Origin of the sequence: Chryseobacterium sp. MMO-72 (assembly GCF_037146035.1) — a bacterium.
Lineage (GTDB): Bacteria > Bacteroidota > Bacteroidia > Flavobacteriales > Weeksellaceae > Chryseobacterium > Chryseobacterium indicum.
This window is the reverse complement of the sequence record NZ_JBBCWG010000005.1, coordinates 93,399-106,045: the sequence shown is the minus strand read 5'-3', so window position 1 is coordinate 106,045 and position 12,647 is coordinate 93,399. Positions and strand designations below refer to the sequence as shown.

Here is a 12,647-nt window from a genome sequence, read left to right as displayed (position 1 = left end):
TATGAGTATCGAATATTTTGTAGAAGGAAAAATAAAAACTCAGGTAAAAGGAGGTTATTCGGCATTTTCCAAAGAGAATATCATTCATAATACTATTGCTTCCGTAGAACAAAAAGGAAATAAAGAAGGGATAAAATACAACGAGGCAAAAAAAATGAATCCTAATGACAAGCCTACAAATCTTATCGATGTAAGTCTCAATCTTTTCTTTGACGGTACACAAAACAACAAAACAAATACTACTCTTGGCAAAAATTATGAAGAATCCAATCATGAAGATGATAGTTATACCAACGATTTTTCTAATGTTGCACGAGGATATGACGCTATAGATCCAAATGCGGAAAATCAAATTAGGGTTTATATTGAAGGAATAGGAACAACAGATATGGAGAGTGATACCATATTGCCCGGTGTAGGTTTAGGAACCGGAGATACAGGCGTTCCTGCAAAAGTAACGAAAGGTTGTGTAAAAGGAGCCGAAGCTTTGAAGAGTTATGCTGGAAAAAATATTCATCTTAAGGTAAATGTTTATGGTTTCAGTCGTGGTGCCACTGCAGCAAGGCATTTTGTACATATTGCTACTAACCCCTGTCTAGTTCTCAAATCGTCAGAGAAAAAAGGGATGGCACTTCCTCCACACGAAGCTGAAGGAAAACGAATTGAAGTAGATCAAGATGACGAGCTTATAACGAAGCACGGTTATTTTGGAGGCTGTTTAAGATATTGGGAGGTTATTCCACAAAAAATAACCTTTAATTTTGTTGGTCTATATGACACGGTAGCTTCCTATGGGGTGGATCATAGAGGAAAAGAAGTTTTTGGTGTTCCTGTAATAGATAATGATACAAAGCAGCTAGGTTTGGATGATGTATCCAAAGCCTATTTTGTTTTGCAAATTGCAGCTGATGATGAATTTCGTGATAATTTTGATTTAACAAATATTAAAAAATCGGGTGTAAAGGGATTAGAATTTACCTTACCCGGAGTTCATTCTGACATCGGAGGATGCTACGTTAATGGCAGTAAAGAAAGCGTTGATCTCTTTACAGAAGAAGGAAGCACGGAAAAATGTGAGAGATATAGAAAAATCCTGATAGAAGAAGGATGGTATCTTCCTGATGAAATATTCACGAGGAGGACTTCACCACATGTGCATGGTGTAGATGCCATACATATTTTAACAGGTATAAGAGAAAAACTCTATAATACGTATGATAAAGTTGCTATTAACAGTATGTTTCATTATTCAAAGCAATTTGGGGTAAAGTATGATGAAAAATCACTTAAATCTCACACAATACAAGACGTATTTTTAATGAAAGTATACAATCAGCTATTAGGATATATGAATGCGTGCAACCAGCTTAGAAGCGGATATGTGGAAGAATATAACAAAACGAACTCTTCAGGAGATTATGTTGAAAAATTAAAAACATTGCAGTATGAGGATTTTATTGATCCTAATGATCTTAAAACTTTAAGAAATCAATATCTTCATTGGTCAGCAAGCGTTACCAAATTTGGTTTAGGACCAAGAGTAGGAAAAGTAGCGAATGGAAAAGAACGAAAAAGAAATATACAGGATGGATAATATAAAATTAAAATACATTTTTCAAAATATTGTATGCTTTATATTTTGTATTCAACTAATGCAATGTCAAAAAATGAGAGATAAAAAAATGGCTTTTCAGGTGGAGATATGTTCTCCATCAACAAAGTATAGAATAGAACCGGTAGCAGATAAAATTAAAATATTGGAAGGTACTCCTGCAGGACTGCCATACGGTGGTTCTTCCGGACGATGGGGAGATTCCGGATCAACTTGGACAGAACAGTACGGAACACCTATTGGTGCAGATATCACTTATTATTCTCCCTACGAAGATGTTTTTTACAGATTGGATGTCGATTTTCCTATTGATACGATAAAAGATTATATGGAACGTGCCTATTCTAGAAAAGAAGACAAAGAAGGAGAAACTCAGGAATATAAAAGATTAGGAAGAGGGTATGAGTCAGGTGGCGGAAAAGCATACGATAGTTTTTCTACTTTAGTTTTCGGCTTTGCTCCAAAAGGGATGGTTGTGGTGTGGCTTAATTTTGGAAATACACGTATTGAACTGGGGCGTTATCAGGCAATAATTATCACTAATAAAGAGGAAATAGCTAAAGCCAAAGAAAATTATACTAAAATATATAGAGTAACTACCGAATTCAGCTACAAAACTATGAAAGAAATTGGTGGATATCCAAGCCCTCAAGAATCTTCTCAAAAATGGGATAACTATAGGATGCGTTATCAATGGCGTCCTGTGGTTTCTTCCAAAAACCCTAAATTCAGATTATTTGAAATTCTTAACTATACTTTTAATGGAGAAAAAGAAGGCGCATTAAGACCTTGGGTTTTGGATATGCCGTATAAACAGCGAGCTATTCCTCAGGAAATGGTATTTTTTTGGGAGACGGGAAAAGAAAAGTCTGAAAAATTTAACGCGAGAGCATTTTTCGATTGGGAAAAAACCAATGAAGTTTTTAAAAAAGAAACGGGTAAAATAGATATGCAGGTACAAATTTCGGATGACAATAATTCAATTGAGATTTTGCTTAATGGTAAACCTTTAGAAACTGACAGTATTCGTATTTATCAATGGGAGGGAGATTATAAGGAGAGCTATAAATAAAGTAAAAACCTTTTTTATTTCGGAAAAGGTTTTTTATTTTATGGAAAAGAACGAAAAAGAAATATACAGGATGGATAATATAAAATTAAAATACATTTTTCAAAATATTGTATGCTTTATATTTTGTATTCAACTAATGCAATGTCAAAAAATGAGAGATAAACAAATGGCTTTTCAGGTGGAGATATGTTCTCCATCAACAAAGTATAGAATAGAACCTGTAGCAGATAAAATTAAAACATTGGAAGGTACTCCTGCAGGACTGCCATACGGTGGTTCTTCCGGACGATGGGGAGATTCTGGATCAACTTGGACAGAACAGTACGGAACGCCTATTGGTGCAGATATCACGTATTATTCTCCCTACGAAGATGCTTTTTACAGATTAAATGTAGATTTCCCTGTAGATACCATAAAAGATTATATGGAGCGTGCTTATTCAGTTTGGGATGACCTTAAAGGTGAAACACAGGAATATAAAAGGCTGGGAAGAGGGTATAAAGCTTCAAATGGTACTAATTCTTACGATAGTTTTTCTACTTTAGTTTTCGGCTTTGCTCCAAAAGGGATGGTTGTGGTGTGGCTGAATTTTGGGAATACACGTATTGAACTGGGGCGTTATCAGGCAATAATTATCACTAATAAAGAGGAAATAGCTAAAGCCAAAGAAAATTATACTAAAATATATAGAGTAACTACCGAATTCAGCTACAAAACTATGAAAGAAATTGGTGGATATCCAATCCCTCAAGAAACGTCTCAAAAATGGGATAACTATAGGATACGTTATCAATGGCGTCCTGTGGTTTCTTCCAAAAACCCTAGGTTCAGATTATTTGAAATTCTTAACTATACTTTTAATGGAGAAAAAGAAGGTGCATTAAGACCTTGGGTTTTGGATATGCCGTATAAACAGCGAGCTATTCCTCAGGAAATGGTATTTTTTTGGGAGACGGGAAAAGAAAAGTCTGAAAAATTTAACGCGAGAGCATTTTTCGATTGGGAAAAAACCAATGAAGTTTTTAAAAAAGAAACGGGTAAAATAGATATGCAGGTACAAATTTCGGATGACAATAATTCAATTGAGATTTTGCTTAATGGTAAACCTTTAGAAACTGACAGTATTCGTATTTATCAATGGGAAGGAGATTATAAGGAGAGCTATAAATAAAGTAAAAACCTGTTCTATTTTTCAAAGGTTTTCATTTTATCCCTGAAATTGGCGAGGAAGTTTTGGAAAGCCACGAATCACAAAACGCTGAAAAGCCTTTTGTGATGGGACGCATTACAACGGAAGTGAAACGAGTTCATACCATACAAGTGGAAACGACAAGAAGGTGATCCACACCAGATCGGGAATCAAAATTATTCTTAATGATGCGGAAGGAAGTGTTTTCATCGAAGACCCAAGTGGGAATACTTATCTGATGGATGGTGCTGGAAATATTAATGTGAATGCACCGAATGATATAACGTTTACAGCAGGTAAAAATATGAATATCAATGTAGGACAGAATATTACGACGAATGTGGGGATGAACATTTCCGAAACTGCGGGAATGAATCACTGTAGTTTTGCAGGAGCGATGATGATGCAAAACGCAGTTGCAGATTATTCTTTGATGGCAGCGAATATAAGTGAAATTGCACAAGGTGAAAGAAAATCTAAGGCTAAGGAAATAAATGAAAGTGCCGAAAATAAAGAAGTTTCGGTGCAAGGGAATAATAATTGGCATACTCAGGGAGAATTTAATAATAGTGGGCAAAACTCTAAATCTCACTAATTATGGAAGGTGGAAAAATTACGAGAGTAGCTATCCAAAAATCCAGTACAGAGGTAGAAGGTAATTTTGAAGGGCTTTACAAAAATCTAACGATGACTGCTGGAGATAATAATGGTTTTAGGGCGAAAACAACCAACTACGGTAATCCTAAAAAAGAACCGAAAGCAGGAAAATATTTTGTAAAAGGTTGGTGGACAAACCATAAAGATGAACCCATAAAAAGGGCTATCTATGTGCAATTATTGGTTTTACAGTATTTACACGGTTGTAAGTCATTTGGATAGGTTTTAAATTTTAAGATATAAAAAAATTTGGTCAAGAATTATTATATTTAATAAATGATGAACATCAGCATCTCAACATATCAAGTGAAAAAAGGAGATACGCTTCAATCAGTTGCGGAAGAATTGGGAATTTCTGCAGAGGCATTGAAGCGATATCACAATACCTATTGTGATTTGAAAAATCTTATAGGAGTTGATTTAAAAGGAATTCAAGAAGTTATAATTCCTTCAAAAAATCAAATTGCTGAACTCAAAGAAGTTCAGAAACAACTTTCATACAGTGAAAAACTTCCTGCACTTTATTTAAACAAAACATTCTATTATCCCACATATGAAGTTACGGAAAGCATTGAAACACTGGGACAAGAAGATATAAAGATTAATTATTCCACAGCCATAAAACTCAATGAAATATCTGATAGAGGATTTATAGCAATTGTTAATAATTCGGATTTCAAAAAGAAAGGGCAATCTCCTGATGATAAAATAAGTATGCTCTCTCTTGCCTGTATGGAAAGCATCTCTCCTGTTGCATTTTTGGTTCCGGTTCAGGGAAAACTAAAAGGATTTTACGAACATAAAACTCTTGTCAAAAAATTTGAAAATAAAAGAGCAGATTTAGAAAGCTTTTTTATCGGAGATATTAATAAAGCATATTTTGATAAATTTTATTCCAATATTACAAAGGAAAATTATTTGTTGAAACAATTTTGTTCTACATTATTGTATCAGGTTTTATTCCCCGAAATGGATTGGTTTCGCAGGAAAAAAGAATGGGAAGAAGAATTTTTTATAATTCAGAATTCCTTTCCGGTAAATTGCAGATTCATTACAGAATACAATTTTGAAAATCCTGAAAATGTGGAAATTATCATTAAAGGAGAAATAAAAGAAAACTGTAGTCTTCAAGAGTTGCTTCGTGGTTTAAAGTTGGAAGAAGAAGGAGCAGAAACTCTTTCCGGTGACATAGAGTTGAAATATACCACACATAAACTAACAAAACAGCTTCAAAAAGTTGAGGCAGAAGTTATACTTTGGCACGAAGATGAGCAATACAATAAGCATACACTTTTGCTTATTGCAAAACAGGAAGAAGAAAAACCGAAGAAAAAATACAATACTCTGGTTGATAAATAAAAAACACCCAATCCGATGAAAAAATATATCGTACAAAAAGGAGATACTTTAGATTCCGTTGCAGAGCAGTTCGGGGTGAAAGATGGAAAAACGCTCCGTTCGTTTCATAATATTTATTGTCCTTTGGAGGATTTGCTGGGACACGATGTAGTTCCCGGAAAAGAAATCCTGATTCCCGAAGACCAAAAGTACCTGAAAGAAGAAGAGGAAGATGTTAATCCTATGAATGGCTATGATGATGAAGCAGAGGAAGAAGAAAATCAACCATCTGAAGAACAAGAAGAATCTAAAGAAGAAAAAAAAGAGGACAAGAAAAAAAATGATGAGAGCAGTTCCAGTGAACACGACGGTAAATATTTTGTTGTGCAGAAAGGAATGTGCCAATGCAATCAAGGATTTAAATTTCCGAAATTTAAAGTAACCAGCCACCAAAAGCACTATTGGAATGATTCAGACGGAAAAGCGGATTATCTTGCGGTAACAGAAGATGATACCCAACTAGACCCTCCTGCACAACCTTTCGGGCAATGTAAGCTGAAACCCTCTTCCGGAGGTTATCTTCCTTGTGCGTACGCTCCCGCAGGAAAATGGACTAAAACCTACGAGAAAGTAAAGGTAATGGGCAAAAGCTGTGTTACAGAACTTTCTGAATTGATGTGTGCAACGGGTGGGAAAATTACGATTTTCAAACACGGACAACAAAGTTCTACGGGAAAAAGTCAAGTAAAAAAAGCCGATGCCCGGGAACAACGTGTGTATAATCCTATAATGGATTTTGAAGAATTTCAGGAGGAAATAAATGAAAGTGACAGCGAAGCTTGGTAATTAAAAAACACAAATAAATATGAGTAAAAAAGGAGTTTTAGCAGTTTCGGGAGTCATTACTCCTATTATTGGAGAAAAATACACCTATCATATAGCAGATTGGTATCCCGATACACCAATAGCAGAAAGAAATCCTACAAAAGTAACGTGGGAATTATTTAGAAAAAGAAATAATGGAAAATTTGCCACTACCAATATTAGGAAAAAAGGAATTAGTGATTTCACCTTTGGTGAAAAATCTTTGGGCAATACCTACCGTTTGGAAGCTTATCTTCACAGACCCGAAGGAGGAGGCCTCATTATTACTCCAAAACGGGATAAAATCCCGAAGATTAATAAAGTGGAACTGTTTTATGTGGATGATTCTAAGGGTAGTACGTTCAGTTTTAGAGAAAAACTAAGAGCCAGAGCGTATTGCGTCAATATGCTGAATAAAGAATTGGTATTTACATTATGGGAAGATGATGCCAAAAACTCAGGACATAATGGAAGCAACAAACCTATAGATACAAAAAAAACGAAAGTTGATAAGAACGGTATTGCCATTACAGAGTTTATGCTCACAAAAGCCTTGATGCAGAAAGCAATGCAGGGAGAAGTAGATCCAAAACAACTGGAATTTTATGTAACGGTAGAATATTACAAAAACAAAAAACATGCTTCTGAAAATGTAAATATAAACAATCCCTTTCCACAAACACCGAAACCACACCCCAAAACTCCCACCACGCCTACAAAGCCGGCTAAACCAGCAACTATCCCAAAAGCCAAAGGTTCTCCCGCCGAACAAAAACCACCTAGCAAAAAGGAAGAAAAAGGAATTGGGGAAAGAATAATAGAGACAGGGAAAGAACTATGGGATTGGTGGGAAAGCAAAGGAACCGCTACTAAAGACCAAACACCAACAATACAGAAACCGGAAGGGAAATCTTCGGCTGTTGTAAAAGACCCGAAACAGGAGAAGAAAGAAGAGAAAGAGAAGTTAATAATCTTTCCTTTACTAGTTAAACCTGAAAATGATAAAGAAAACAAATGGGGTAAATCAAGAAATTGGACCGCAAAACAAGGCGCAAATATGACAACTTTCTTATCTAATAGATCAGGCGGAAAAAGAAAGCATGCGGCACGAGACCTATATACCAAACCACTTGAATCTGTAGTGGCAATTGCTGATGGAATAGTCTTAGATGTTAGAGTATTTTATTGTGAAACCAATCAAGTGACTATCAGACATACTCTTAAAGATGGTAGAGATTTTATAATTCGTTATGGAGAATTAGATCCTCAAAGTATTAAAGTGAAAGAAGGGGACGAAGTTGTCCAGAAACAAGAATTAGGTAAAACAGGGAAATTATTAAAAACAGTAAAAGGGAAAAAGATACCTCTTATGAAAATAGGAGAAGATGTTGTTTTTATGATTCACTTTGAACATTTTACTGGGGCACTTGGTTTTAATGTGAAAAAAAATCCTTTAAGTGATTCCTCTAAACCTTTTAATAGAAGAGCGGATTTGATAGACTCTTTAACAATACTTCAAGAAGGGTATAAAAATACTTTTGGAGACAAAGCAGATAAAAATGATAACGAAGAAAGAGTGTTTACAGAACATGATGCGAGGTTGGCTTTAATGAAAATTTATGATGTATATGGATTAGAAATGGCAAAAACTATAGAAATGATGTACCGATGGGAGTGTTCACATTTTACTTCTGGACAATATAAACATTGTGGTGCACCAGGAATGGAGGTTTCGGGAGATAAACCCGCACCTAATTATGGTTGGGATGGATCATTATATAAAACACACCCAGAATATACACCTGTAGGATTATGGGAGTCATTTGAAAATAAAGGAATGAGCGGACAAGGAGGAAATAAACAAGTGACTGATAAAAAGAAAAAATATATTAAATTCTCTTCTGTTGAGGCAGGAATGATGTATATAGCTAATTTTATTCAAAGACATAATGGTAATGTAGGTAGATGGCATGCATTAGATGATCATCCAGATGTCCAGATAAAATACGAAAAAAATATAAAAACATGTATCCCTCGAATTGTAAATAGTTTTTAAAATGAATAAAGTGAGATTTTTTTTAAGATTGAGTTTTATCACTCTATGTGTCTTGCAGTGTAAGAAATTAGATTCACAAACTCAAAAAGTAAATAATAAAACAACCAATAACTCTGAATTATCAGGAAAAAACAAAGAGCTCAGTTGTAATGATTTAGTCAAAAAAATTGTTGAATCAAGCAATTTAGAACTAAAACAATATAAAAATAATTATACTGTAAACATTGAAATCATAAAATCTGATAGTATAAACGTTCATGTATATACCGAAAATAATCTATCAGATAAGCAAAATGAGAAACAAATGGTTGAAAGTACAATAGCATGGCTCATATTTCTACCAAATGAACAAAAATTGTTAAATATCACAGCAGATCCATCTAGTCCTACAGAATTAAAGTTTGATAAAAGTATTCTGAAAAATAATGACATTTTTAAAAATTGTCAAATATCCAAAATAAATAGTAAGTCATCTTCAATTACAAGTGGTAAAATAGAAAAGAATTGCAAAAAGATCTCTGGAGAAATGATGAGTGGAGAGGAATGTATTTTAAAAAATATTCAGATCAAAAATGGTTATAATGATATAATTAAAAATAAACTTGTTGATGATTTTGACTTTCTTTTAAAAACATTACCAAAAGAAAATCAAAGTATTGAGATTAATAAAAACGGACTTATAACAATTGATTATACAATAAATCCACAAAAAATAGATATATCAATGACATATGAAGGAGGCGTTACCGAGATTATTTTAGAGCAAATGGGGGCAAATTTAAAACGCACAATACAGTACAATGCAGATTAATAAATCAATATATCAAATAAAAAAAATCTACTCAGAAATGGAATTGTTGAAATTCAAATAAAAGCTACCATAAAATTCTAAACTGTAATAACTTCTAATTCTACTGAAACAAAAACCAAATAAACCTACGACTATCCCGAAAGCCAAAGGTTCACCTGCGGAGCAGAAACCTGTAAGTAAAAAAGAGGAAAAAGGAATTGGAGAAAAAATAACAGAGATTGGAAAGGAACTCTGGGATTGGTTCGAAAGCAAGGTACTGCTACCAAAGAGAAAATGCCCACAGCACAAACACTCGATGGGAAATCTTCTGCGATTGTAAAGGAGCCACAACAGGAAAAGAAAGACGATAAAAAAGTATGTGAATGCGAGGCAAGAGTAAGGGCTTTTATGAGAATGGTGCGAGTAGGAGAAGGAACTGGAGAATTAATAAAAGCCTCTAAATATAATAAAGATACGAAAAAGAAAGAAATAATTTATATTCCTCATAATTTTCAAAATTGGATACACTACTGCATTTGATAGACATAAAATAACTGACTTAAGGACACATCCACAAATAGTATATAACAAAAAATCTTCAGCCGCCGGAGCATACAAAATAATGAGATATACTTCGTGGTGGCTAAATGGGGAAAAACTAGACAAAAAAAAAACAATAAAACAGGTGTTTATGAGGCGGATCATGACTATATAAAAAAATATAAAATTCCAGATTTCACAGCTGAATCTCAAGATAAAGTTTGTATAATATTAATGAAAGCACAACGACCAAGTTTAATTAAAAAAAATTATAACAAATAATATAGAATCAGCCATTAAAGAAGAAGGGAGCCGCATATGGGCTAGTTTACCTGAAGACAGTATCCAAAGTCATTATAAGTTGGATGGTAAATTACAACCAGCAACTCCATTGAAAACTTGTTTAGAACATTATAATAGATTTTTAAAAGAATTCGGTTATGACTGTTGTAGTGGTCAGGAAACAGATAAAGTAATTACAAGTCCAGAAAGGAAAGTTATTCATGATGATGAGCCGTCATCAAAAAAAGAATATAGCATAAATAAAGCAGTTGCAAAGCTGAATGCAAATGTAGAGTCTAAATCGCTTTCAAAATGCGCTAAATATGTAAGGATTGCAATTGAAGCTGGAGGATTATCAACGGAAGGTAGACCAATATCAGCAAAAAATTATGATAAATTTTTACCAAAATTAGGCTTTATAGAAATCAGTACTACAAATTATTCACCAATAAAAGGCGATATTTCAGTTATACAAAGTATTCCAGGGCATCCGCATGGGCATATTTGCATGTATAATGGAAGTCAATGGTTATCGGATTTTAAACAAAGAGATATGTGGCCTGGTTCTGGATATAGGAAAAATCCTCCGAGATATAATATATATAGATGGAAATAAAAATTAAATTAAATAAAATGAACATTAAAAAATTAGTTATTTTTCTCCTAATTGCTGTTTCACTTCAATCATGCAGTCAAACACCAACGAGTAAACCCAATACACAAAATGCAATTTCTAAAAATAGTAATGAGATAATAAAAGAATTAAAAAATTTTTATACTTTATATTTTATGGAGATGGAAAATACGGGTAAGACAGATGAGAAAAAACTTGATTTACTTAGACAAAAGTATATGTCTCAAAAGTTGTATGAGAAACTTAAAAATATAAATATAGATTACGATCCTGTCATAAATGGTCAGGATGTTGATTCAAATTGGAAAAAGACTCTTGCAATTAATTATATCAAAAAAAGTAATTTCTATGAGGTTTGCACAACAAGTAGTTTTGACGGTTCGAAATATTGCACATACTTAAAAGTAGAAAAAAATAAATCTGGATATAAAATTTATGATATTAAGGTTAATGATATAGCAAGTATCTTAAGTTATTCGGATACTGAAAATGATAATGAAATTGAAGATATTAATGCTAAATATTCTGCGAATGGTGAATGGAAAATAAATTGTGGAGATGGAATTGCTAGTTTAACTATTAAAGATGAGGAAGCCTCCTTAGTTGTTTTATCTAATCAAATTTACATAGAATTAGTTGAAACAAAAAGATATGATTTTGAAAAAGGAATTGCATATAAACTTAAAAATATTCCTGAGGACAGTGGGAGTTTTGGATCGAAATTACCGTGGGAAGAATACTTGAATAATCAACCTGTAATTTATATAAAAGTAATTGATGTTAATACTCTTAAATTTTATTGGTATGGATTTTATAATAATAAAACAAAAAAAAGAGAAATCAGAGACTGTGAGTTTAATCAAGAGAGTAATAGTAAGGAGGTTGTTTTAAAAAAATGTCAGGATTAGAGAATCTTCTGATGCTCCATTTGGTACATTTCAAATTTCTTCATCCCCTTTTATTATGGGTTCCTCAAGTGGAAAAAAAAGAACATCCTACGGACCTAATCCGAGATTGTCATTTGAACCTATTAAAGGTAAAGGTGATGAAGCAGATAAAAGTGGACGGTCTTTAATACGTATTCATGGAGGTCGACAAGAAACAAAAACATTTGAGCCTCGAACAAATCCTACTTTATTAAGAACACATGGGTGCATAAGAATATATGATTCAGATGCAAAAAGGTTTTATGATTGGTGGATGGAATTTAGCAAGCAAAATCCTAATATAAAACCAGGAAAATTAATAATAACAAAATGAATTTTTTATATGAATAAGTTGATTTTATTACTATGTTTTTGTTTTGCTTTCACTTCTAGTTGTCAAAAAAAATCAATAATGAAAATATTATGAATACAAATATTGCTAAAGTTAATGATAGTACTAAACTTATACACGGGATAACAATAGATAATTCTATTTTTAATAAAAATGATATAGATATTAACACCTACAAATATAATGGAATATACTTAGAAAACTTAAAATTGAAAGATCTTTTAGATAAGGATTATCGGGCAAACTTTATTAAGTATTTAAAAGATAATAAAAGTGAAGATGATGATTTTAAATCGACACTGATTTCACAACTTTTATTTATAAGAGTTGTATAA

At 33.0% G+C, this 12,647-nt stretch carries 15 protein-coding genes; all 15 read left to right on the top strand.

Annotated elements, in window-relative coordinates; genetic code table 11:
- Nucleotide 1 precedes the first annotated feature (1 nt).
- Nucleotides 2–1,594 carry a phospholipase effector Tle1 domain-containing protein gene (locus WFH39_RS09155; RefSeq protein WP_336689667.1) on the top strand — a complete coding sequence of 531 codons (1,593 nt, stop codon included), beginning with the start codon at nt 2–4 and terminating at the stop codon, nt 1,592–1,594.
- Between the two features lie 73 nt (nt 1,595–1,667).
- Nucleotides 1,668–2,684: a DUF2931 family protein gene (locus WFH39_RS09150; RefSeq protein ID WP_336689666.1), complete on the top strand. Its 1,017-nt coding sequence runs from the start codon at nt 1,668–1,670 to the stop codon at nt 2,682–2,684.
- 151 nt (nt 2,685–2,835) lie between these two features.
- Nucleotides 2,836–3,855, top strand: coding sequence for a DUF2931 family protein (locus tag WFH39_RS09145; protein WP_336689665.1), 1,020 nt, complete (start codon nt 2,836–2,838; stop codon nt 3,853–3,855).
- 166 nt (nt 3,856–4,021) lie between these two features.
- Nucleotides 4,022–4,468: a hypothetical protein gene (locus WFH39_RS09140; protein ID WP_336689664.1), complete on the top strand. Its 447-nt coding sequence runs from the start codon at nt 4,022–4,024 to the stop codon at nt 4,466–4,468.
- Between the two features lie 2 nt (nt 4,469–4,470).
- The gene (locus tag WFH39_RS09135; RefSeq protein WP_336689663.1) at nt 4,471–4,752 is read left to right on the top strand and encodes a hypothetical protein; all 282 of its coding nucleotides are present in this window, start codon (nt 4,471–4,473) and stop codon (nt 4,750–4,752) included.
- Between the two features lie 54 nt (nt 4,753–4,806).
- Nucleotides 4,807–5,889: a LysM peptidoglycan-binding domain-containing protein gene (locus WFH39_RS09130; protein ID WP_336689662.1), complete on the top strand. Its 1,083-nt coding sequence runs from the start codon at nt 4,807–4,809 to the stop codon at nt 5,887–5,889.
- A 15-nt stretch (nt 5,890–5,904) separates the two neighbouring features.
- Entirely contained in the window at nt 5,905–6,714 is an 810-nt protein-coding gene (locus WFH39_RS09125) for a DUF4280 and LysM peptidoglycan-binding domain-containing protein (protein ID WP_336689661.1), read from the top strand.
- 19 nt (nt 6,715–6,733) lie between these two features.
- Nucleotides 6,734–8,788, top strand: a complete 2,055-nt coding sequence (locus tag WFH39_RS09120) for a M23 family metallopeptidase (RefSeq protein WP_336689660.1) — start codon at nt 6,734–6,736, stop codon at nt 8,786–8,788.
- 1 nt (nt 8,789) lies between these two features.
- Nucleotides 8,790–9,599, top strand: a complete 810-nt coding sequence (locus tag WFH39_RS09115; RefSeq protein ID WP_336689659.1) for a hypothetical protein — start codon at nt 8,790–8,792, stop codon at nt 9,597–9,599.
- Between the two features lie 273 nt (nt 9,600–9,872).
- Nucleotides 9,873–10,118 (top strand): hypothetical protein, encoded by a 246-nt coding sequence (locus WFH39_RS09110; protein ID WP_336689658.1) that lies wholly within the window; start codon nt 9,873–9,875, stop codon nt 10,116–10,118.
- 96 nt (nt 10,119–10,214) lie between these two features.
- Nucleotides 10,215–10,400, top strand: a complete 186-nt coding sequence (locus WFH39_RS09105) for a hypothetical protein (RefSeq protein WP_336689657.1) — start codon at nt 10,215–10,217, stop codon at nt 10,398–10,400.
- Between the two features lie 79 nt (nt 10,401–10,479).
- Nucleotides 10,480–11,016 (top strand): hypothetical protein, encoded by a 537-nt coding sequence (locus tag WFH39_RS09100; RefSeq protein ID WP_336689656.1) that lies wholly within the window; start codon nt 10,480–10,482, stop codon nt 11,014–11,016.
- Nucleotides 11,007–11,942 (top strand): hypothetical protein, encoded by a 936-nt coding sequence (locus WFH39_RS09095; protein ID WP_336689654.1) that lies wholly within the window; start codon nt 11,007–11,009, stop codon nt 11,940–11,942. Before WFH39_RS09100 ends, WFH39_RS09095 begins: the two co-directional genes overlap by 10 nt.
- Nucleotides 11,938–12,294 (top strand): L,D-transpeptidase family protein, encoded by a 357-nt coding sequence (locus WFH39_RS21205; RefSeq protein WP_442891703.1) that lies wholly within the window; start codon nt 11,938–11,940, stop codon nt 12,292–12,294. The genes WFH39_RS09095 and WFH39_RS21205 overlap by 5 nt, the downstream gene beginning before the upstream one ends.
- Nucleotides 12,295–12,383: 89 nt before the next feature.
- The gene (locus WFH39_RS09090; RefSeq protein WP_336689653.1) at nt 12,384–12,647 is read left to right on the top strand and encodes a hypothetical protein; all 264 of its coding nucleotides are present in this window, start codon (nt 12,384–12,386) and stop codon (nt 12,645–12,647) included.

Excerpts from the sequence above, each read along its gene's own strand:
- WFH39_RS09115 (WP_336689659.1), top strand. The coding sequence starts at position 8,790 with ATGAATAAAGTGAGATTTTTTTTAAGATTGAGTTTTATCACTCTATGT.
- WFH39_RS09145 (WP_336689665.1), top strand. The coding sequence starts at position 2,836 with ATGAGAGATAAACAAATGGCTTTTCAGGTGGAGATATGTTCTCCATCA.
- WFH39_RS09150 (WP_336689666.1), top strand. The coding sequence starts at position 1,668 with ATGAGAGATAAAAAAATGGCTTTTCAGGTGGAGATATGTTCTCCATCA.
- WFH39_RS09095 (WP_336689654.1), top strand. The coding sequence starts at position 11,007 with ATGGAAATAAAAATTAAATTAAATAAAATGAACATTAAAAAATTAGTT.
- WFH39_RS09125 (WP_336689661.1), top strand. The coding sequence starts at position 5,905 with ATGAAAAAATATATCGTACAAAAAGGAGATACTTTAGATTCCGTTGCA.
- WFH39_RS09155 (WP_336689667.1), top strand. The coding sequence starts at position 2 with ATGAGTATCGAATATTTTGTAGAAGGAAAAATAAAAACTCAGGTAAAA.
- WFH39_RS09120 (WP_336689660.1), top strand. The coding sequence starts at position 6,734 with ATGAGTAAAAAAGGAGTTTTAGCAGTTTCGGGAGTCATTACTCCTATT.
- WFH39_RS09090 (WP_336689653.1), top strand. The coding sequence starts at position 12,384 with ATGAATACAAATATTGCTAAAGTTAATGATAGTACTAAACTTATACAC.
- WFH39_RS09135 (WP_336689663.1), top strand. The coding sequence starts at position 4,471 with ATGGAAGGTGGAAAAATTACGAGAGTAGCTATCCAAAAATCCAGTACA.
- WFH39_RS09130 (WP_336689662.1), top strand. The coding sequence starts at position 4,807 with ATGATGAACATCAGCATCTCAACATATCAAGTGAAAAAAGGAGATACG.
- WFH39_RS09110 (WP_336689658.1), top strand. The coding sequence starts at position 9,873 with ATGCCCACAGCACAAACACTCGATGGGAAATCTTCTGCGATTGTAAAG.